Source organism: Epilithonimonas hispanica, assembly GCF_003385395.1.
Lineage (GTDB): Bacteria > Bacteroidota > Bacteroidia > Flavobacteriales > Weeksellaceae > Epilithonimonas > Epilithonimonas hispanica.
On sequence record NZ_QNUG01000025.1, the window covers coordinates 32,674 to 54,882 of the forward strand.

The window sequence follows — 22,209 nt, forward strand, 5'->3', positions numbered from 1 at the left end:
AAAATTCTGCTGTTTTGATATTATAATGATAATTAATTATCTTTTGGTACGCCCAGTTTTGCTGTTCTTTGCATCTTGTGCTACACGGAACCCAACCCAACCATAACCTTTTGTTTGGTTTTTGAATCTTCTGTGTCCCGGGTCCAACCAATAAGCTGAGTCTAACCAAGAACCTCCCTTCACTACTCTACTGTAATCATTGATTTGAGAAGTCGCTTTGTTCTTATCTTTTTGTAGAACTACATTTCCATTTTTGTTGACAATGAAAGTTGGTTTTACAGAGTTATACATATTAAACTCGGCACTATCACTTGGAGCAGTTCCACCAGCATCTAATGAAGATTGATAATCCCCATCTCTATAGTTTCTGTTATCTTCTACAACTTTTCTTTCAAACTCTCCAGGCAATCCTCTGTAAACCAAACGACCATCCGCAAGTGTATCATATTTGATTTCTGTATCGCTTACTTTTTTGTAAGATCCATCTTCATTCTTAACAGCTTGCACTACAACATTACCTCTGAAGTAGTTAAAATCACTGAACTCTTCATCAATCATTGGTCTATAGATATCCGCTACCCATTCTGCAACGTTTCCATACATCCCATAGATACCAAGATCGTTAGACGGATATTGCTTTACATCCGCAGTTGTAGGTGATCCATCATTTTTCCAGCCAGCAACACCAGAGTAATCTCCTCTACCCATCTTGAAGTTTTCAAGATACATTCCTCGGTTTCTTCCTTTGGTACCTTTTATTTTATCTAATTGAGTGTTCTTACCTAAATAGTTGTTGTACTCTCTTTGTTTCTGAAGACCAAGTGCCGCAAATTCCCATTCAACCTCTGTTGGAAGTCTGAATTTTTCTACAATACCAGAAGATGCATTTCTATTAGCTGCAACAATTTTTTCATTAGCAGTCTTGATACCACTTCTCTTCTTAAGCTTGTCTTTATCAATATAAGAATCCATCTCCGCATCGTTGGATTTGAACTTATCCATATTGAAAGTAGCACCTGCCGTAGCCGCTTTGTCCGCAGAATAAACATCTTTGGCTATTACACCTTGTCTCATCAAGGCTTTTTCATTAGCTCTATCTGTTAACCAGTCACAGTATTTTGTAGCTTGCAACCAAGAAACTCCAACTACTGGATAATAGTCATATTCTGGAGAACGGAAATATGTCTCTGCATAGTCATTTCTTGATAGTTTGTTATTCCAAACCAAAGTATCTGGCAAAGATCCTGAATAGATGTGTTTGAAACTTGGATCTGAAGAAGGGAAAACAAACTTAAGCCAAGTTGTATACTCTCTATATTCAGAATTTGTAATTTCTGTATCTCCGATGAAGAAAGAGCTTACCTGCATTCTTCTTGGTGTATTGTTCCAATCGCGCATTACATTATCCTCTACCAATCCCATGGTAAAAGTCCCACCTTCTACATAGACCATTCCTGGCCAAGCTTTTGGTTTTTGCTGCTTTGCAGAGAAGAACCACCCGTCTTTTTCGTTTGGCTTCCATCCAGTTTTGCTCACAAAACCTTTTGTACCGCCTCCTTTCTTCGAGTTCCCTCCGCCTCCACAACTTACTAGAAGTAGTGTAGCGCTAAAAGTAATGATCGAAAACAACCTAGTTTTTTTCATAATGTGGTATAGAAATTTTCAAAGTACAAAGAAAAAGTAAATTCTTTGATTAATCAAATATTGTTTGTCTTTTTTTGATTAAACGCATTTAAATTAATTTTATTATATACCATTTTTTTAAAAAAATCGTTTATTTTGTATTCTAATTAAAATATCATTGATGAAATTCAAATTTTATATTCTATTTTTTTTGGTAATTTCTGTCCTTGGGAAGGCTCAAAAGATTAGTCTTGCTTGGGAAGGCTACAAAGAGATGGACAACGGAATAGAAAAACAAGTTTATCCTTTTTTCACTAATTATAGTTTTCAAGTAGATTCTAAAACTATTTTTGTTAATCTTAATATCAAGACTAAAAACCAAGTAAAATTAGAACAATTTGAATGGCAAGAGTTGGCCAATAAAGATATTAAAGATCTCCAAGCCAATCCACTTTCAGAATTCCCTAAAAATCACATCAATTACTTTTTCGACGAATTTGCAAATGAGGAAAGTGCTAATATTAATGTAGCAGCAATAAAATATGAGAATAATAAATTCTACAAACTGATTTCATTTAATATAGTACAAACTAATCAAAGTCCTTCTAAGCTGAACAAAAACAGTAACAAATATGGCAACTCTGATAATCCTTTAAAATCTGGGAATTTTTATAAAATAAAAGTTGATAAGTCTGGTGTTTTTAAAATAACAAAACAATTTTTACAACAGAATGGCATCAATGTCTCTAATATTAATCCAAAAAATTTCAGGATCTATGGCAATGGAGGACTAATGCTCCCGGAAGACAACAGAGATAGTCGTTTTGATGCTTTACAAGAAGATGCTATACAAGTGATTGGTGAAGAAGATGGCGTATGGAACGATGATGATTATGCTTTGTTCTACGCACAGGGACCGAATGGTTACAATCTTTTTGATAAATCTAATGGAAATGGAAATAAACGAACAGATTATAGAAGGCTTGACGATCCAAATAACGTTGTAAACATTTATGAAGATTATGCTTATTATTTCATCAATTTTGATATCGGTCCTGGCAAAAGAGTTGAAACTATTGACATCAGCTTACCTCAAGATTTAGCAACACGGTATGATGATTACCAAGTCATCAATGAAGAGAAATTCAACCTACTGAAAGTTGGAAGATTATGGACAGGAGATGCAATTGCTAATACTAAAGAAGTTGTTTTCACCACCAAAAGTCCTATAAGAGCTAACGACCCGATAAAATTCAGAAGCAGTGTGATTGGTTTCAATGCTCAAAATGCTCAAATTACAACCAGTTTTAATAATGGCATCCCCACAACTAGTACTGTAAATAATAATACCTACTTACAAATTGCAAAGGGAGCAACAGTATCCAATCAAAGTGGTAATACTTTAAAATTTAATTTCACAACCAACATGAGCGCCAACCCCAATGGAGCTTTTTATTTTGATTATGCAGAAGTCCAATATAAAGAGGACTTGAACTTCAACAACTCCCAAATGAATTTCAGAGATTTTGGCATCAAAGAAGGTACCGGGGAAACATTTGGTTTTTCTATCTCCAACGCATCTGGAATAGATCAAGTTTGGGATGTGTCCGACGTTACCAATGCTAAACGAATGACTAATAAAAATACCCAAAATACATTATTCAATTTTGGATATATTGCTAATAGTCCTTTTTTCAATAATGAGTTTACTGCTTTTAAAAACTCGGCTGCTTTTGAACCTAGTTTTGTAGGTAAAATTGAAAACCAAGATCTCGCATCTCTTACTAATGTAGATTATCTAATCATTACTCAACCCTCGTTTTTCTCGCAAGCACAGAGACTAGCAAATTATCATCAATCAATCAATGGTTATAATGTTCAGATTGTAGATGTTAATAAAATATATAACGAGTTCAGTAGTGGGAGCAAAGATGTAACAGCAATTAGAGACTTCGTGACTAAGTTGAACACAGCTCCTAATACTCTCAAGTATGTTTTTATCTTAGGAGATACTTCTTACGATTATAAAAACAGAATCTCTAACAATACAGATATCATTCCTAGCTATCAAAGTGAAATGAGTTCAAATTATGCAGATTCTTATGTTACGGATGATTATTTTGTGATGACAAAGTCTCAGTCTGTCAACAATCTAAGTCAAGTTCCAGACATACCTATTGGAAGATTACCAGCAGCCAATGTTCAAGAAGCAAAAACATTGATTGACAAAACCTTGGCTTATTATAATGCTTTACCAGGACAATCTAACCCATTTGGAGAATGGAGAATGAAGCTCGACTTTGTTGCTGATGACGATCATGACGGAGATGGTCCTATGCAACCCAATGGTACTAATACTCCTGGACCATTTCATTACTTAGTAGATTATGCAATCAATCAAAGTTTTACAGATACAGAAAAACCAGAGTATAATATTAGAAAATTATATCTAGATGCTTTTCCTGCTATCACAAGTGCAGGTGGACAAAGGTTTCCACAAGTCAACCAAGCCATTACAAATGATGTAGGTAATAGTTTGTTTTTGTTTTATTTTGGCCATGGAGGGATCAATGGATGGGCTCAGGAAAGAGTTTTAACATCAACAGAAGTTCAAGGCTTCAACAATTTCACGTCTGTTTATAGTCGCTTTCCTTTTGTATCTACAATCACTTGCGAATTCACATTATGGGATGATCCTAGCACCAACTCTGTAGGAGAACAATTTATAAAACTAAGTACAGGAGGAACTACGACTATGATTACTTCTAGTCGCGCTATTTATGTAAATTATGGCAGACAATTCACGGCAATTTTTACAAAAAATCTATTCTCATTATCTTCAGATGAGTTTACTTCACTAGGGAATGCACATCTTAATGCCCGAAGAGAATATTACTCTCGTTATAATTCTTCTTTTGATCCTTTGAAAGTTAACTTTTTGGGAGATCCTGCTATGAAAATGAGCAGACCGCAAAGATTGCTTAAAATAGACAATATAGAACAACCAGATCCAGATAAAATAAGAGCATTAGATTTCATCAAAATAACTGGACATGTTGTAAAAGCTGATGGCGCAACATTAGACGAAACTTTTAATGGCCGTGTTGCTGTGAATATTTTTGATAAAAAAATCAAAAAAACAACATTGAACAATGACAATATTCCAATAAGTACAGCTCCAATGGTTTTTGAATTCACAGAAGAACCTAGTGCTATTGTGAAAGCTTCGGGCAAAGTTGAAAAAGGTGTTTATACAGTAGAATTTTATGTTCCAAAAGACATTAATTATGAAATTGGAAATGGTAGAATCTTAGCTTACGCAGAAAATTTTACAGATGCAAAATCAACAGGAAAGATAGCACATGATGTTTTCACAAACCAAGTACAAAAAGTTGGATCTATAAACCCTGATGGAATCAATGATAATGAAGCTCCAGGCATCAATCTTTACATGAACAATACCAACTTTGCCAATGGTGGTATTACAGATCAAAACCCAATGCTACTAGCTTGTGTAAAAGATAATATGGGTATCAACTCCACTGGTGCAGGTATTGGTCATGATATCACTTTCGTATTAGACGGTGATGTTATTAATACAACATCTGTTAATGATTATTTCTCATCAGGAGATGGTAATGGCTGCAATTTCACAGATCTGAAAGACTATCAAAAAGGGTCTGTAACATTTCCTCTTAAAAGTTTGACACCAGGAGAACATCAACTCGTTTTTAAAGTTTGGGACATTAACAATAATTCTTCTTCTTCCACGTTAAACTTTGTAGTAAAAGATGAAGCAGATCAAAAATTAATTGTAAACAGACTTCTAAACTGGCCCAATCCTTTTACAAACAAAACCTATGTTCAATTTGAGCATAATTGTGATGATATACTGGATGTGAATGTTCAGATATACACTATTACTGGAAAAATAGTGAGAACACTCTCAACAAGTGTCACAGCAGAGCCATTTTTACAAGGTTTCCGAACCCCAAGACAAGCAATAGAATGGGACGGAAAAGATGATTTTGGAGATACGGTAGCAAAAGGTACATATATTTTTAAGATATTTGCAAGAAGCCAAAATCAAGAAAAATGTTCCGGAAGCGCAACTGCTGTTGAAAAAATGGTTTTATTAAAATAATAAGCACATACTATATCGGTAAAATTTTACCTTAAAAGAACAAAAATGAATTTAACAAAAAGATTATTTTTAGGATTAGGAATTGGCGCAAGTGCCTTTGCTTTTTCTCAAAACATTCAACCGGTACTTACCGGGGCACCATTTCTAAGAATTTCTCCAGACGCAAGAGCTGGTGGTATGGGAGACCAAGGTGTTGTGACATCTACAGATGTATTTTCTCAATTTTGGAATGCTGCGAAATATCCATTCGCCAAGGTTTCTTCAGGATTTGGGGTCAATTACACACCTTATATGGGTAAAATTACAAATGACGTATTTTTACTTTATGGGTCTTATTACACTTTTTTAGGTGATGATGAGCGTTCTACTTTAAGTGCCAGTATCTATTACTTCAATATGGGAGAAGTAGATCTTACAAGCCTTGTTGGGAACGATGTTGTTCAAGGAGGTACTACAAAACCAAATGAATTCTCAATTGATATTGCTTATGGTTTGAAATTAACAGACAACTACTCTATGGCTGTAACAGGTAGGTTCATCCGATCTGATCTTGGAGGCAATTTCGGTGGAGATGGGACACTTAAGCCTGCTAATACTTTTGCAGTAGATGTTTCTGGATACTACATGTCTCCCAAACACGAGAGTATTAGTGGATATGAAGGCCGTGTAAAAGCAGGTTGGGCAGTTCAAAACTTAGGACCAAAATTAGATTATACCGGTGATGAGGAATCTAGATCTTACCTTCCTACAATAGCAAGATTAGGTTTAGGTTATGACTTGTTAATTGATGATCAAAACCGTTTTAGTTTAAGTGGTGAGGCTTCAAAACTTTTGGTTCCTGGTGTAGATGACACAGGTAACGTTCCAAACGTTGGTGTAATGGAAGGCATCGGAAAGTCATTTAGCAACAAAAAAAGTATTATGTTCAGTGGAGCTGCAGAGTACTCTTATGATGAGACTTTTGCGCTAAGAGCTGGATATTTTTCAGAAGCTCCAGAACAAGGTGCTAGACAATATGCAACTGTGGGTGTAGGTTTCAAATATGCTTCTTTTGGACTAGATCTTTCTTACCTTATCAATACTTCAAAACTAAATTCAGCTTTGGATAATACCCTAAGATTTGGTTTAACTTGGAACATCGGTAGCGAGACATACAATGCTCAAGATTATTAATATTGCAAAATATTAAACATAAAATAGATGCCTCTACTTTTTAGAGGCATTTTTATTTTCTAAATTTGTAATATGAACTACAGGTCCGAACTCAAAAAATTTTTAACCAGCCAATACATCTACTCCGGAGCAAGGATTGCTTTGGCAATTGTGATTCCTAGTATCATATTGGCGCAGTTCGGGCTATTGAAAGAGTATTTCCTATTTCCACTCGGGACTAGTTTTGTGGGATTAACAGATCAGCAAGGCCCTTTCATTAGAAGACGAAACACATTGTTGCTCTCTGTTTTTTCTTTTTTCCTGATTGCACTTTTCGCAAGCTTGGTCAAAGAGTTTCCTATTGCCGTTTATTTAGAAATTCTCGTATTCGGTTTTTTCTTTTCCATGATTGGAGTTTATGGATTACGATTGGCAACCTTTGGATCATTAGCTTTGGTTGTTCTCAGCATCTTTATTGATGGGCATCTTACGGGCGATGATATTTTCAAAAGCTCTTTTATATTTTTTCTCGGATGTCTTTGGTTTTTCATAGTATTTATGATTGTTTCTACTTTACAACCTTACAAATTAGCTAGCCAGGTTGTTGGTGAAAATTATCTCGAATTAGCAGATTACCTCAGAATCAAAGCTCAATATTATACAAAAAAACCAGACTTTGATTCATTACTAAATCAATTGATTTCTCAGCAAGTTAAGATTAAAAACCTTCAAGAAGACACCAGAGAAATAGTTTTCAAAACCAGAAAAATTGTCAACGAATCTACGACACAAAGTAGAATCCTAATGTTGATGTTTCTTAATTCTGTTGATCTTTATGATAAATTGTTGACATCAGAAAACGATTATAAAAAAATGAATGAAGTTTTTGGAGAAACAAGGCTTCTTCAAAGCATTCATAATTATCTGATGCTGATGGCAAACGAGATTACCAATCTAGGGATTTCTCTGCAAAGTGGTTTATCATACAAACAGATCACCAATTTTGACGAAGAACTCAAAAAGATTTATGACGACTTTTTTGAGCATCGTTCACAAAAATTCTCATCAGAAACCCTAGAAGACTTTATGATGTTGCGCCAAGTTTTGATGAGAATCACAGAAATCACAGACGAAGTCAATACTATTTTAAAAGTTAACTCTCAAGATGTAAAACTGGCAAAAAGCTTATCAACAGGATTAGATTATTCTAAGTTTTTACCAAAAGAAGAACAACTTAATCATAAAGTTTTCTTGTCCAATTTTTCCCTAAAATCTGGACATTTTCGTCACGCAATCCGAGTTACAGTCGCATTGCTGATTGGTTACATTGTTTCAAGGTTTGAGATTCTTGGAATTGGGCATTCTTACTGGATTCTCATCACCATTATTGCGATTCTAAAACCTGCTTATTCTACAACCAAACATCGGAATCTCCTTCGTTTCTTTGGCACTTTGGCAGGAGCAATCATTGCTTATATTATTTTATACTTTGTAGATGAGCCATCTGTTCTTTTGGCAATACTTCTTGTAAGTATGATTATCTGTTTCAGTCTGTTAAAATCAAATTATTTCTGGGCAGTGTTGTTTATGACGATTTATATTTTTCTGTCATTCAATTTTCTTAGACCAGGAAATGTCAACCTCATTTTCAAAGACCGCCTACTAGATACGTTGATTGGAGGTGTTATAACATTTTTAGTCGCTTATTTTATATTACCAGTTTGGGAACATACTCAGAATTTGGCTTTAATGAAAAAATCCTCCAAAAGTAATTTGGATTATTTCCGTCTTGTGATGGATCAGTTTCTAAAAAAAGATATTAATGATGAAGATTTTCGTCTTAAAAGAAAAAATGCAATCATTGATTTGGCGAATCTTTCCGACAACTTTCAGAGAATGATCTCTGACCCAAAAAACCAGCAGAGAAAATTGGAAACGGTTCATCAATTTGTAACGACAACCCATCTGATTACAGCTTACATTGCATCCTTGTCACAATATGCAAAAACAGGGCACAACTTTCCAGAAATTGATTTGGAGAATTGGAAAATCAAGATTTCTGCAGAATTATTAAGAACCTCATCTCTACTGTTTCAAAAAGAACTGGACGAGAAAACCAGAGCAGAAAGCCACATAAAACCAGAAGATCAGGTTGTAGATTTATTAGAAAAAAGAAAAACCGAATTAGAGAGTCAAGTGATTTCCGATGAACGAAAATTTGGAGTAAGCCATTTAACAGAAATTAAAAACATCAAAGAATTATTAGAACTAATCAATGATGTTGCAAAAGATCAAAGAAAAATTATTGAGGAATATTTGATTTATCAATCAACAATTGCCAAACAATAATTGTCAAAGAAAGAAATCTTAGCTTTGAAAAAATCTTCATTTTCTAGATCATAAACTCTACTTTTTACAGTAAACTCTTCCTGCAATTCAAAAGGTAAAACATCGTAATGCTTTTTCAGAGACCAATGTTTGCTGTGATGGATTTTGTAAAGTGCTTCTTTCACACACCAGATGGCTGTTAAAAAATCGACTTCTTCCCTGTTATCAATATAAATATCCTCGTGAAGAATGAACTTGTGCCTAATATTTTTGATTTTTTCTTTTCTTTTTTCGAGATCAATTCCAACCTTTTTTTTAGAAACTGCCAAAGCTGCCAAAGGATAAGAATGACTGATAGAAATGTGATGATTTTGAGGGAAAAGATATGGTTCACCGTTTTCTCTGTAAAGAATTTTGTGCTCTGGAAGAACTGTTTTTAGCATTTTTCTTACCATCAGAACCTCAGCAATTTTGTTAGGATGATAACCCAAAATCTTGTTCTGATTTTCTGACTCCAAAAGTATATCTGGATTAAGTTCTTCATTTTCATCATACTTCCAAATCAGAACAGTGGCAATATCATCAGAAAAATCTTTATAAAGAGGCATCAATTATTTTTTTGAATGGTTAAAATTACTAAAAAAAACACGATTCCTAAAATTACTCTACTGATTATCAGAACTTAAAAATGCCTTAAAAATGAAACATTAAGATTATTTTAACAATTATCCGATATAAATTTGCAATATCAAAATGAAAAAAGCAATTTTATATAGTCTAATGTTTATCTTTCTACTATTCACGGCAGAGAACAAACAGACGCTTGATTTCCATCCAGATTTTGGAACTCATAATATATCTTTGCGCCTGCTTTCTTTTGCAAAAAAACACCACCTGAACCACTCTTTAGAAAAAGCATCTCTGCAACAGATTAACGATTCTTTGGATTCTCCCGAGGAAAGCAATCTTAATTTTTCTAATACGCTTAACTTTGTTGCCGTTATAGTTACTTTCGGCTTTGGTTATCTAATAAGCTTATATTTCAGACACAGAAAACAAGATTTCCACGAGCCGGAACTTATTCTTTCTTCGGTCAAAAGATTTATTCTACTGCGTACAATCCGCATTTAAACTTCGATATTTCAAAAACCAAATTACCCTTATCCCAAAGTGGTAACAATCTCTGTTGTTTTTGAAAAACTCCCTATTCAACTTTGCGTGTAATCATTGGTTGTGATTTTAATTCTAAAAATCTAATATCCAAAGGATTATTTGCTCAACATTCAGTTAAAAAAAATAAAATCTATTTAAAATGGATCCGCAAGGTTCATTAATTTCTTTAAAAAAATAAAATTATGAAAAGAGTCTCTATCACTCTTATTTTCAGCACACTATTAATGATATTAAGTTGCAAAGATAAGAAAGAAGAAAAAGAGGAAACGGCTATTTATCCAGTAACCTCTCCTTTAAAAATGGATACAATGATTGATAAAGAATTTGTGTCTCAAATTGCTTCAGAAAAAAACATAGAAATCCGCGCTATGGAAAAAGGGTTTCTAGAAAAAACATATGTTGATGAAGGCCAGTACGTAAAAGCAGGGCAAGTATTATTCAAAATAATGCCTCAGATATATCAGGCTGATGTTCTAAAATCAAAAGCTCAGGTAGCACAGGCAGAAATAGATTTGAAAAATGCAGTTACGTTAGCAAGCGGCAACGTTGTTTCCATCAATGAAAAAAGAATGGCAAAAGCTAAATTAGATGCTGCAAAAGCAGATTTAAATCTTGCTCAAACCCACTTATCTTTTACCACTATAAAAGCGCCTTTCTCGGGAATCATCAACAAACTTCCGCTTAAAGTAGGAAGCCTGGTTGATGAAGGCGATCTGTTAACTAGTCTTTCTGACAATAGCGAAATCCATGTTTATTTCAATGTATCAGAACCCGAGTATATTAATTATCAAACACATTCTGCAGAAAGAGGCAACAATTTAGTTTCGCTGATACTAGCCAACGGAGAAACTTTTCCTGAAAAAGGCATCATACAAACAATGGACGGTGAGTTTGATAACAAGACAGGAAATATTGCTTTCCGAGCCAAATTTGCAAATCCAAATCAATTACTTAGAAATGGACAAACGGGAAAAATCCGAATGACTTTACCATTAAAAAATGCTTTAATTATCCCACAAAAAGCAACTTACGAAATTCAAGACCAGACATATGTTTTTGTTGTAGATAAAAATGGGGTAGTCAAATCAAAAAACATAAAAATCGCATACGCTCTTCCAGATGTATATGTAGTTTCCGAAGGATTAAGTTCTAATGACAAATTCTTACTAGAAGGTGTTCAAAAGGTGAAAGACGATCAAAAAGTTGAAACCAAATTTCAAGATCCAAAAAAAGTTGTGAACTCATTAAAATTACAAGCCAACTAATTCCATTTAAAAACGAAAAATTATGTTTAAGAAATTCATTCGCAGACCTGTTCTGTCGATTGTGATCTCTATGATCATCGTCTTTTTAGGAATCTTATCTTTGGTAAAACTTCCTATAACGCAATTCCCGGCTATTTCTCCTCCAAAAGTAAATATTACAGCGGAATATCCCGGAGCTAATAACGAATTACTGATTAAATCTGTAGTAATTCCTTTGGAACGCGGATTAAACGGTGTTCCAGGAATGAAATATATGACTTCCGATGCTGGAAACGATGGAGAATGCTCCATCCAAATCGTTTTCGACTTAGGAACTGACCCGAATGTTGCTGCTGTCAACGTTCAAAACCGTGTATCATCTGTTGTTAATAAACTTCCGCCATTAGTAGTTCGTGAAGGTGTGAAAATCACGCGTGAAGAGCCGAATATGCTGATGTATATCAACCTTTACAGTGATGACCCGAAAGCCGACCAAAAATTCCTTTTCAACTATGCGGACATCAACGTAATGTCAGAATTGAGAAGGGTTAGCGGAGTTGGTTTTGCTGATATCTTAGGTACTCGTGAATATGCAATGCGTATTTGGCTGAAACCCGATAGAATGACGGCTTACAATATCTCTTCCGATGAAGTAATGGATGCCTTAAATAGCCAAAGTATAGAAGCTTCTCCCGGAAAAACCGGTGAAAGCTCTGGAAAACGTTCTCAGTCATTCGAATATATTCTGAAATATCCTGGTCGTTTCAATAATGAAAAAGATTATGGAAATATAATTCTAAAAGCTAAAACTGATGGCGAATTTGTAAGACTGAAAGATGTTGCTGATGTAGAATTCGGTTCTTCAATGTATGACATCTACTCTACTTTGAATGGAAAACCGTCTGCAGCGATTACATTGAAACAATCTTATGGTTCTAATGCAAGTGATGTCATCAAGAATGTGAAAACCCTAATGGAAACACTTCAAAAAACAACGTTTCCAAAAGGAATGCATTACGAAATAAGCTACGACGTTTCCAGATTCTTGGATGCATCTATTGAGAAAGTAGTTCATACACTGTTTGAAGCGTTTATATTAGTAGCAATTGTAGTTTTTTTATTCTTAGGAGACTGGCGTTCTACATTAATTCCTACAATCGCAGTTCCGGTTTCATTAATAGGAACATTTGCCATAATGTCCGCCTTTGGAATTACATTGAACTTGATTTCACTCTTTGCTTTGGTAATGGCAATTGGTATTGTCGTCGATGATGCGATTGTCGTGATAGAAGCCGTCCACGCCAAGATGGAAGAGAAGCATCTGTCGCCACTCAAGGCAACAGAAGAAGCAATGCACGAAATAAGCGGGGCAATTATCGCAATCACTTTGGTAATGGCTTCGGTTTTCATTCCGGTAGCATTTATGTCGGGACCGGTTGGGGTTTTCTATCGTCAGTTTTCCATTACGATGGTTTCATCAATCATTTTGTCTGGAGTTGTAGCTTTAACATTGACACCTGCTTTATGTGCTATCATTCTAAAAAACAACCACGGAAAAGAGAAAAAGAAAACACCAATCACAAGATTTTTGGATGGTTTCAATACCTTGTTTACAATTGGAGCCGGGAAATACCACAACTTATTAACTAAAGTTGTTACAAGAAAAATGGTAACACTTCCGTTATTGGTTCTTTTCTGTATCGGAACTTTTTTCTTGAGTAACAAACTACCTTCAGGATTTATTCCAAGTGAAGACCAAGGGATGATTTATGCGATTATTCAAACGCCGCCAGGTTCAACATTGGAAAGAACGAATCAAATTGCATTACAGCTTCAAAAAGCATCTGAAGATATTGATGGTGTTTCATCTGTTTCCTCTTTGGCAGGTTATGAGATTTTGACCGAAGGAACGGGCTCTAACTCTGGGACTTGTTTGATTAATTTGAAAAACTGGGACGAAAGAAAAGAATCGGCTACGGAAATCATCGAACAACTGGAACAAAAAGCCAAAGAAATTCCTGGAGCGAATATCGAATTCTTCCAACCACCATCAATTCCTGGTTATGGTGCCGCAGGAGGTTTTGAATTAAGACTTTTGGACAAAGCCGGAAGTGGTGATTATCACAAAATGGAACAAGTCAGCAGTGATTTTGTAAAAGAATTGAAAAAACGTCCGGAACTGGGTTCTGCTTTCACATTCTATTCTGCGAGTTTCCCTCAATATATGTTGAAAGTAGATAATGATTTAGCAGAACAAAAAGGGGTGACAATAGAAAAAGCAATGGACAACCTTTCTACTTTGATTGGTTCCAATTACGAAACCAGTTTCATCCGATTCGACAGACCTTATAAAGTGATTGTTCAGGCCGGTCCACAATATCGAGCTTTGCCAAGTGATTTATTAAAATTGTATGTCAAAAATGATAAAGACCAAATGGTTCCTTATTCAGATTTTATGCATCTTGAAAAAGTGTATGGATTGTCGGAAATCACCAGACATAATATGTACAACTCTTCTGAAGTGAGTGGAACGCCAGCTCCTGGATATAGTTCCGGAGATGCAATCAAAGCCATTCAGGAAGTTGCTGATAAAACATTGCCAAGAGGTTTCGGAATCGATTGGGCGGGAATTTCTAAAGACGAAGTTTCCAGAGGTAATGAAGCAATTTATATTTTCTTGGTTTGTCTCGGATTTGTTTATATGATTCTTTCTGCTCAATACGAAAGTTTCATTTTACCATTGCCTATTATTTTGTCTTTACCAACGGGGATTTTTGGAGCGTTTTTATGTCTTTCACTTTTCGGATTAGAGAACAACATCTATGCACAAGTGGCAATGGTAATGCTCATCGGATTACTCGGAAAGAACGCCGTTTTGATTGTCGAATTTGCAGTGCAGAAAAAAGCGGAGGAAGGAATTTCTACAAAAGAAGCGGCATTACAAGGAGCATCTTTGAGATTCCGTCCCATTTTGATGACTTCTTTTGCTTTCATTGCAGGATTGATCCCTTTGGCTTTAGCAACAGGTCCTGGAGCGATAGGCAACAGAACAATTGGAACTGCAGCTGCAGGCGGAATGCTGATTGGAACAATCTTCGGATTGATGATTATCCCAGGATTGTATTACATTTTTGGCAGTTTTGCTTCCAAGTCCAAAATGACTTATTATGAAGAAGAAAATCCTTTAACAGAACCCTACCAACACGATGGAAAATTTGAAGATAAATAAAAATATAATAACTGCAACATTCATTTCATTAGCATTGATTGGATGTAAAGCACCAATGGCGACTAAAATTCAGGATAGAATAAAAGAAACAATTCCTCAGAATTTTGAAAATCAAAATGTTTCAGAAAACAATTCTGGCATCACACCTTGTAAAGAGTTTTTCACAGATCCTAATCTTGTCAGTCTTATTGATGAAGCTTTGAAGAATAATCAAGATTTATTAATTACTCTTCAACAGATAGAAATTGCTAAAAGTGATGTGATGTACAAAAATGGAAAACTAAGTCCAACTGTTGTAGGCACAATGGGAGCTAGCGTTATGAAAGCTGTTAGATAAACTGCAGATGGTGCAGGGAACGCTACAACAGACATCAAACCTGGTAAGCCAACCCCAACTCCTTTGCCCAACTTCGAAGGCGGATTAACATTAAACTGGGAAATAGACATCTGGAAAAAACTGAAAACAGAAAAACAAGCAGCTGTTGCTCATTATTTGTCTACAGTTGAAGGAAAGAATTTTGTTTTATCTAGTTTGATTGCAGAAGTTGCTGATAATTATTACGAATTACTATCTCTTGATAACCAACTGGACATCATCCACCAATATATTGGTTTACAACAAAAAGCTCTAGAAATAGCAAAAATCCAAAAACAGGCAATGGCAGCAACGGAATTAGCTGTTAAAAAATTCGAAGCAGAATTAGCAAAATCTAATGCAACTGAATATTATCTGAAACAGCAAATCATTGAAAAAGAAAATCAAATCAATGCATTGCTAGGACGTTATCCTCAACCGATTATAAGAACTAAAGAAAGTTTTATGACAATAGTTCCACAAACGGTATATACAGGAACCCATCTCAGTTATTAGCAAATCGACCAGATATAAAGCAAGCAGAATTAGAATTGCAATCTGCAAAGTTAAATGTAGAAGCTGCCAGAAAAGAGTTCTACCCTAGTCTAGATATCAATGCTACATTAGGTTTAGCAGCTTTTAATCCCACATATTTAGTTAATATTCCAAAATCAATCGCATATAATCTAGCAGGTGAATTGGCTGGTCCATTGATTAATAAAAGTGCAATCCAAGCGCAGTTCAAGACTACAGATGCGCTACAAATCCAAGCTTTGTACGAGTATGATAAAACTATTCTTACAGCTTACCTGGATGTTTGTAATCAAATATCTGCAATTAAAAATCTGGATCAATACTATCAATTGAAAGCTCAAGAATCAAAATCTTTGGATGAAGGAATTGATATTGCCAATCAATTATTCAGAAATATGAGAGCGGATTATCTGGAAGTTTTAATGAATCAACGTGATGCATTGGACGCCAAATTGGAACTCATTGATGCTAAAAAAAGACAGCTAAATACAGTTGTGAACATCTATAAAAGCCTAGGTGGCGGTTGGAAATAAACATTCATTATTCTCTCTATACGTGATGCTCTCGAAATTTTTTTCGGGAGCATTTTTTATACGAACACATTATTCAACATATACATACAGCTTTAGTTCCACTTATAATAGCCGTATTCATAAGGCTTGTAGAAGAATACTTTTTTGAAATAATAGAAAACTAAAGTTTTATTTCTTTTTCAAAATTGGTTTTAATTTTTTTAGCTTACCATCAATTTTTTCATCAATTTTCAAACCCAAAATCTCCGCAACTAAAGGATAAACAGTGACATTTTCAAACTCATCAATCACAAGATTATTTTTAAAATCGCTTCCCCAAGCAAAGAATGTAGCTTTCATTTCTGGGACTATTCTTGGATTATAGCCGTGTTTTCCAGTAGATGTTTTTCTCCCTTGTTCTAAGAAAATTTTTGGCGCTTTTGGAATTAATAAAATCTGTCCTATTCTGTTATACTTATCATCTCTTGTAGCGAAATGAAGATATTTTGGAAGTTTTTTATCGAGATATACTTCGTAATCATCTGTTTTATTGGCTTTCAATTCCTTGTAAACTTTCTTAACCTCATGAGGATTTTTAACATAAACTCTGAGCAAAGTTTGGGAATTATAATAATCGAATCTATTTTTATCGAATAACATTTCAGGAATCTCAAGAGGATTTCCGCCGTCAACTTTTATCATTCCGTGGTCTGAAACAAAAACAAAGTTGACATTCTTCAATCCCAAATCATTGACTTTTTGAACTAACTCTCCAATCGCATCATCAACCAAATGAACAGCCGACTCTGTCTCTTTCGCTTCTGGACCGTAATGATGTCCGGCACCATCCACTTCAGGAAAATATAGAGAGATAAAATGCGGACGTATCTCTTCCGGAAGCTTCAACCAATTAATCACTTTATTGACTTTTTCTGAAGGCGAAAATTTTTCGTGATAAGGATAATAGTATGTCGGTCTAATGCCGCCTGCATCACTAGCAGAACCTACCCATTGCAAAGAAGCACTAACCATATTTTGTTTTTCTGCCAAACTCCACAATGGAATTCCGCCGTACCAACTTCCATCTTCCGCATTATCTTTTTTGCTCATCGCATAAGATTCTTTTCTTGCATAATCGTAGAAAAAGTTGTCTATCAAACCGTGATGAGAAGGATATAATCCGGTAATCAAACTCCAGTGATTTGGGAATGTAATACTAGGATAACTCGGAATCATAGCTTTTGCCTGAACGCCTTGGTTTGAATATTTCAGAAGATTCTCCGCATTATATTTCTTAGCATAATCATATCGGAAACCATCTGTGGAAATCATTATCACATAAGGTTTCTGTATTGCTTCAGCATTATTCAAACGATTCGGAATTATGACTTGTGCGGTGTCTGTGATTGCCGTTTGAGCATTGATGATGACTGATAAAGTGAGAAGGAAAATGGCGAAGGATTTCTTCATTAGTAAGATTTTGGCAAAGGTAAACGCTGTGACTTTTAATTAAAAGGATAGCGCATTAATAAAACATTAATCCTAGATCTCAAACAAAAAAATCCCGTCTCGTAATAAAACGAAACGGGATCTATATTTTAAGAAAAAATCTTAAGCTTGTACGTTGTTACCTCCAACTACGAAAGGCTCCAATTCTTTTGAAAACTCCATTAAAAAATTCTGATAATAGCTGAAATAAGTTTCACCAATCAAGATCTTTAATTTGGAAATACATTCTATTTTCTGCTCTAACTGAGCCGAATGAAAATAGACACAATAGTACAACAGTGAATAATATTTTTCCCAACCGGTTCCCAAATTCTTCAGATTAATTTGGTTCAAAAAACGCTCCGTATTTTTCCTGTCGCCAATTTTCTGATAAGCTACAGCGCAAAGAATTTTCCAAACCTCATCGTGTGTTTCTTTTCTTTTTGAAGGAATGTAATCTTCATCATTACTTGATTGAAAGATGTTATTTTCAATCAAAAACTTCATCTCTTTGGTACGGTTTGTAAAAATCAGGGATTCCAGAACCGTAGATTCAAAACTGCAAACCGATTTTTCTGACGCTTTCCGATAACGAACTCTTGTTTTTTTCATTTCGGCAAAATACTTTTTGAAAAGATTATCGTTTCCCGTGAAATCGGCATAAAGAAGTTGCACGCCGTATTTCAAACCAGCAGGAATGACGTGGACTTCATCCGAAAGTTCGGTTTCTTTAACTTTTTTGTAATACAATTCCATCAACTCAGTATTCTGCAGAAGAAAACTACTTTGAAAAAGAAAACCGTAAGCAAAGATTTTAGCTTCGTTGCTCATGTTGTATTTTAGATAAGCCGAAAAATACTGGGCGTAAACCGAACCTAATAGATCACGAAGCGGGTGATTTTCCATAAAATATTTTCTCGCCATGGGAAAAGACATCAATCGATGATGTGTGCTTATCAAAAGCTCGGGCGACTTAATAATCTGCTTACACAATTGCTCACTTCTGTCCCAATAATTATGATTTGTATGTTCTGAATTTCCAAAAAACAGTTCGAGTTCCTGGTCGTTGCAAGCATTTCTGAACGCTTTAAAATCGCTAAATCCGCAAAATTGACTCAGCAGATCCAAAGTAAAATGACTGGATCCAGAGTTGGTTTTTATCAAACCAAAAAACCGACGAAGTGTTTGAGAACTGATGTTTGTTTTACAATCTCGAATGATCACACTTACCAGATTATCACAATCTGTAGCTGTTTTTATGTCTTTCCCAAATTGTTTTGCGATGGTTTTCCGCAATTGGTTCAAAACATTTGTTTCCCGGTTCATAGTTTTAAAAATGGAATCCAAATATAGTTATAAACCTATCATTATTGTACAGAATTGTACAGAAAAATGACAGGAAATTAATATAAATTGTCACTCGAAATACAAATGATGAAAAATTATTCTCAAGAAGCTAAAGGACGTGGTTTGTCTGAGTGAGGTTTTAAGTTTGCGGAAAATTAAATAGACGTTTACGGAAACCCGTAAAATTTTTGTTAAGCTTTGGTTTAGCTTAGCGAAGAATTAAAAAGTATTTTTTTACTTGGACGTGGTTTGTCTGGGTGTGGGAGTAGATTTGTAGAAAAAAGATATATATAAATAATATAAAAAATATAATTATGCTGCCAATTTTAATACCTATTGCTGTTCTATTAAGCTTTTTATTTCGAAAAAAAATAAGGAATTTTCTAAAAGATGGTAAAAGTTTAGGAATTATTGGAATGCAACAATCTGGAAAAACTAGATTTTTAGCTCATTTAAGAAATGTACCATTTATTGACAAGCAAACAAATCAGGATGATTATCCTGAATTTATCTATACAACTAAGTCAGGAAGTAAGATAAAAATTAATTCCGGAAAAGACTATGGAGGTTTAGAAATGTATCGTAAGAATTATAGTGATATCATTAAAAAGAGTGATGTAATTACTTATTTTTTCGATATTAATAAGTATTTTAATGATATGGAATACAGACGTGAGTGCAATAGTCGTTTTCTGTACCTACATGGGTCTTTTGATAAAACAGAAAATAAATTATTAGTTCTATTTGCTACACATACTGATCTTTGTAATAATATGCAGAATAAACAAATCAAAAAAGATTTTGAAAATCTAATTAAGGATAAAAAATATAAAGAGTTAATTAAAGAAACTATTTATGTAAATACAACTAATGAAGATGAACTAAAAGAATTGAACGAAATACTATTTAAATAATGGAAAGAATACTTATATCTCAAATTGAAGATAATGACAGAACTCAATATGTTGTAGTCGATGGCTTATTATTAGAAGACAAATCAGATTATAGAGAATATACAGACATTGTGATCAATGCTGGTGATTATAAAACTATTTATAAAGATAGTTCAATTTCTATCAAACAAAGAAAACAAGAACTTATTATATATTCACACTACTTAGAAAAAGACAGCGTAGGAAGATCAATTATGTACATTTATTACATTGATAAAAACACAAATGACTTTGATAATATAATTCAGTCACTACTTGAAGACTCAAAAGTTATTAATAGAAATATTAACAAATACCAGTTACAACAAGTAATTGAAAAACTAATAAGTAAAAGAAGAATACTAAATAACAATGTATTTAAAATAGCCATAATTGCTATTCTGGCTGGAGTATTAATTTATACAATTTTCAACAACAAAAAACATGAGAAACAAACAACCACAAGTGATTCTATTTCAAGATGATGAAATCGCATTAGGCTATGAATATGATCAAGTTCCTGTAAAATTGAGTAAAGACATAATTATTAAATCAATTGATTATGATTATGACAAATTGAAAGAAGAAGGGGTATCTTTTGTGGGTACAACCGAACCATCAAATAATAGTGTATACTTTAAACACCCTTACAAAAAAGATACATATGTTCAAGATACTAAAAATGAAGATTATTATTTGAAAGAGAAAGTAGAAATTTTCAAAAAAATTGGTCAGCAATTAGGTGCTAAAAAAATATTGACAAAAGTTTTAAGCTTACAATCTGAAAAAATAACTACTGAAATTAATGCTGACGGCAGTGTTAAAGTAGTGAAAGCTGAGGTTGGTGTCACAACAATAGAACAAAAAAAAAATGAATCAAGTTATGAAATAGAAGACACATATGAGTTACTTAGCAATTTTGATTTAGATAAAAATATTGAAGATGTGAGGTTATTGATTAACGATTGTAATCTTAATCATGAAAGTGAACTTATATCTTTAATTGATGCTAGAGACTCAAAGAATAGTGGGACAACTTTAAAAACAAGAAAAGTTAAATCAGAATTAACTTCTGAATACAACCATCTCTTGGATATTTCGTTGTCATTAAGTCATCCTGTCTTTAATATTAGCTCTAGTTTTAAAAAAAATATTGAAAAAATCCAAACTCTTAAAATTGAAATTGAATATACGTTCTAAACCATGTCCACCCACCTATACATTGCAACTGCAAAAAAACAATACGGCAAACTTGCCAAAGGAATGTTTGTAGAAATTACAATAAGAAATGCCAGCAGACCGCCTACACAAAAAGAAGTTTTGGAAGCCATTAACGAAAAATATGGCGATAAAACTGCCGTAAATGGATTAAGCCTTTCCAATTTTGATATTGCAAAACAATAAATAATATAATAAACCGACAGGTTGTAAACTTTTTCCAAAATCTAACAGGTTTTAAAAACACGTTAGGTTTGTTTTTAACATAAATAAAAAAATGTCACACCTTACCTACAAACCTCATATCGGCAAAAACTACGGCAATTCTGAGCTTGGAAAATTACTAATCATTGGAGATTCTCACTATTTCAATAATGGTTTACCTAATAATTTGTCGGAGTTTACGGTTGAAAAAATAAAAGAACTGAGAATCATCTCAGCCAATTTTTATGATAAAGTTGATGCTGTATTAAACCAAGGTGGGAAACACGACATTTGGGATAAAATTGCATTTGCCAATGCGATACAAAAACCATTTGCATCGGCTGACCAAAAACCAACTAAAGAAGATTTGGATGTTGCCAAACTCGCTTTTCGGGAGTATTTGGATATGACGAAGCCAGAAAAAGTGATTGTTTTTTCGAGTCGTATTTGGGAACATTGTTTTAATAAATCAGGATGGGGAAAACATCTTGATAAGATAGATGACCGATGGAATATCCGAGAATTAGAATATATTGGCGGAACTTGCAAAGCAATTGGACTACATCATCCCTCAACTCCAGGTTTTGATAAGTCAAAATTTAAAAATATTGTGGCGCAATTCTTAAATAGTCTCTCCTTAAACCACCTATAATTTACTGATTATTAGTATTTTGGGTTTAAAATAGCTTGTTTTTTATTGCAAGAATTTGTATCTTAGAGCTTTAA

At 34.1% G+C, this 22,209-nt stretch carries 15 protein-coding genes and 1 pseudogene; 12 read left to right on the forward strand and 4 right to left on the reverse strand.

What is annotated here, in order from left to right; genetic code table 11:
- Positions 1–36 precede the first annotated feature (36 nt).
- Complete coding sequence (gene gldJ, locus DRF58_RS11945; protein WP_116035734.1) at positions 37–1,644, reverse strand: gliding motility lipoprotein GldJ; 1,608 nt, start codon at positions 1,642–1,644, stop codon at positions 37–39.
- 160 nt (positions 1,645–1,804) lie between these two features.
- Here gldJ and porU point away from each other — a divergent pair, with 160 nt between their 5' ends.
- The 3 genes from porU to DRF58_RS11960 all read left to right on the forward strand — a co-directional run bounded on the left by porU (position 1,805) and on the right by DRF58_RS11960 (position 9,268).
- A complete protein-coding gene (gene porU, locus DRF58_RS11950; protein ID WP_116035735.1) occupies positions 1,805–5,767 on the forward strand; it encodes a type IX secretion system sortase PorU in 3,963 nt (1,320 codons plus the stop codon).
- A 45-nt stretch (positions 5,768–5,812) separates the two neighbouring features.
- On the forward strand, positions 5,813–6,940 hold the full coding sequence (gene porV / locus DRF58_RS11955) for a type IX secretion system outer membrane channel protein PorV (RefSeq protein WP_116035737.1): 1,128 nt from the start codon (positions 5,813–5,815) through the stop codon (positions 6,938–6,940).
- Between the two features lie 72 nt (positions 6,941–7,012).
- Positions 7,013–9,268, forward strand: a complete 2,256-nt coding sequence (locus tag DRF58_RS11960) for an FUSC family protein (protein WP_116035739.1) — start codon at positions 7,013–7,015, stop codon at positions 9,266–9,268.
- Here DRF58_RS11960 and DRF58_RS11965 read toward each other — a convergent pair.
- Entirely contained in the window at positions 9,244–9,855 is a 612-nt protein-coding gene (locus tag DRF58_RS11965) for a 4'-phosphopantetheinyl transferase family protein (protein WP_116035741.1), read from the reverse strand. The two genes, DRF58_RS11960 and DRF58_RS11965, sit on opposite strands and share 25 nt — an antisense overlap.
- 145 nt (positions 9,856–10,000) lie before the next feature.
- Between DRF58_RS11965 and DRF58_RS11970 the strand changes: the two genes are divergently transcribed.
- From DRF58_RS11970 to DRF58_RS11985, 4 genes and pseudogenes are all read left to right on the forward strand, one after another.
- The gene (locus DRF58_RS11970) at positions 10,001–10,378 is read left to right on the forward strand and encodes a hypothetical protein (RefSeq protein ID WP_116035742.1); all 378 of its coding nucleotides are present in this window, start codon (positions 10,001–10,003) and stop codon (positions 10,376–10,378) included.
- A gap of 224 nt (positions 10,379–10,602) precedes the next feature.
- Positions 10,603–11,685: an efflux RND transporter periplasmic adaptor subunit gene (locus tag DRF58_RS11975; protein ID WP_116035744.1), complete on the forward strand. Its 1,083-nt coding sequence runs from the start codon at positions 10,603–10,605 to the stop codon at positions 11,683–11,685.
- 22 nt (positions 11,686–11,707) lie between these two features.
- Entirely contained in the window at positions 11,708–14,893 is a 3,186-nt protein-coding gene (locus DRF58_RS11980; RefSeq protein WP_116035745.1) for an efflux RND transporter permease subunit, read from the forward strand.
- Positions 14,871–16,315: pseudogene (locus tag DRF58_RS11985) on the forward strand (TolC family protein). The gene DRF58_RS11980 and the pseudogene DRF58_RS11985 overlap by 23 nt, the downstream one beginning before the upstream one ends.
- A 168-nt stretch (positions 16,316–16,483) precedes the next feature.
- Here the strand turns inward: DRF58_RS11985 and DRF58_RS11990 are convergent.
- Entirely contained in the window at positions 16,484–17,764 is a 1,281-nt protein-coding gene (locus tag DRF58_RS11990; protein WP_116035747.1) for an alkaline phosphatase family protein, read from the reverse strand.
- Positions 17,765–17,905: 141 nt separating this feature from the next.
- Positions 17,906–19,108 carry a hypothetical protein gene (locus DRF58_RS11995; protein WP_116035749.1) on the reverse strand — a complete coding sequence of 401 codons (1,203 nt, stop codon included), beginning with the start codon at positions 19,106–19,108 and terminating at the stop codon, positions 17,906–17,908.
- A gap of 335 nt (positions 19,109–19,443) precedes the next feature.
- Between DRF58_RS11995 and DRF58_RS12000 the strand changes: the two genes are divergently transcribed.
- From DRF58_RS12000 to DRF58_RS12020, 5 genes are all read left to right on the forward strand, one after another.
- Positions 19,444–20,043, forward strand: a complete 600-nt coding sequence (locus tag DRF58_RS12000) for a hypothetical protein (RefSeq protein ID WP_116035750.1) — start codon at positions 19,444–19,446, stop codon at positions 20,041–20,043.
- Positions 20,043–20,546 (forward strand): hypothetical protein, encoded by a 504-nt coding sequence (locus DRF58_RS12005; RefSeq protein ID WP_116035752.1) that lies wholly within the window; start codon positions 20,043–20,045, stop codon positions 20,544–20,546. The genes DRF58_RS12000 and DRF58_RS12005 overlap by 1 nt, the downstream gene beginning before the upstream one ends.
- On the forward strand, positions 20,506–21,261 hold the full coding sequence (locus DRF58_RS12010) for a hypothetical protein (protein ID WP_116035753.1): 756 nt from the start codon (positions 20,506–20,508) through the stop codon (positions 21,259–21,261). Before DRF58_RS12005 ends, DRF58_RS12010 begins: the two co-directional genes overlap by 41 nt.
- Positions 21,262–21,264: 3 nt before the next feature.
- Complete coding sequence (locus DRF58_RS12015) at positions 21,265–21,465, forward strand: peptidase (protein WP_116035755.1); 201 nt, start codon at positions 21,265–21,267, stop codon at positions 21,463–21,465.
- A 91-nt stretch (positions 21,466–21,556) separates the two neighbouring features.
- The gene (locus DRF58_RS12020; protein ID WP_116035757.1) at positions 21,557–22,135 is read left to right on the forward strand and encodes a hypothetical protein; all 579 of its coding nucleotides are present in this window, start codon (positions 21,557–21,559) and stop codon (positions 22,133–22,135) included.
- The last annotated feature ends 74 nt before the right edge of the window (positions 22,136–22,209 follow it).

Excerpts from the sequence above, each read along its gene's own strand:
- DRF58_RS11990 (WP_116035747.1), bottom strand. The coding sequence starts at position 17,764 with ATGAAGAAATCCTTCGCCATTTTCCTTCTCACTTTATCAGTCATCATC.
- DRF58_RS12010 (WP_116035753.1), top strand. The coding sequence starts at position 20,506 with ATGAGAAACAAACAACCACAAGTGATTCTATTTCAAGATGATGAAATC.
- DRF58_RS11980 (WP_116035745.1), top strand. The coding sequence starts at position 11,708 with ATGTTTAAGAAATTCATTCGCAGACCTGTTCTGTCGATTGTGATCTCT.
- porV (WP_116035737.1), top strand. The coding sequence starts at position 5,813 with ATGAATTTAACAAAAAGATTATTTTTAGGATTAGGAATTGGCGCAAGT.
- DRF58_RS12020 (WP_116035757.1), top strand. The coding sequence starts at position 21,557 with ATGTCACACCTTACCTACAAACCTCATATCGGCAAAAACTACGGCAAT.
- gldJ (WP_116035734.1), bottom strand. The coding sequence starts at position 1,644 with ATGAAAAAAACTAGGTTGTTTTCGATCATTACTTTTAGCGCTACACTA.
- DRF58_RS12015 (WP_116035755.1), top strand. The coding sequence starts at position 21,265 with ATGTCCACCCACCTATACATTGCAACTGCAAAAAAACAATACGGCAAA.
- DRF58_RS11960 (WP_116035739.1), top strand. The coding sequence starts at position 7,013 with ATGAACTACAGGTCCGAACTCAAAAAATTTTTAACCAGCCAATACATC.
- DRF58_RS12005 (WP_116035752.1), top strand. The coding sequence starts at position 20,043 with ATGGAAAGAATACTTATATCTCAAATTGAAGATAATGACAGAACTCAA.
- DRF58_RS11965 (WP_116035741.1), bottom strand. The coding sequence starts at position 9,855 with ATGCCTCTTTATAAAGATTTTTCTGATGATATTGCCACTGTTCTGATT.
- DRF58_RS11970 (WP_116035742.1), top strand. The coding sequence starts at position 10,001 with ATGAAAAAAGCAATTTTATATAGTCTAATGTTTATCTTTCTACTATTC.
- DRF58_RS11975 (WP_116035744.1), top strand. The coding sequence starts at position 10,603 with ATGAAAAGAGTCTCTATCACTCTTATTTTCAGCACACTATTAATGATA.
- DRF58_RS12000 (WP_116035750.1), top strand. The coding sequence starts at position 19,444 with ATGCTGCCAATTTTAATACCTATTGCTGTTCTATTAAGCTTTTTATTT.
- DRF58_RS11995 (WP_116035749.1), bottom strand. The coding sequence starts at position 19,108 with ATGAACCGGGAAACAAATGTTTTGAACCAATTGCGGAAAACCATCGCA.
- porU (WP_116035735.1), top strand. The coding sequence starts at position 1,805 with ATGAAATTCAAATTTTATATTCTATTTTTTTTGGTAATTTCTGTCCTT.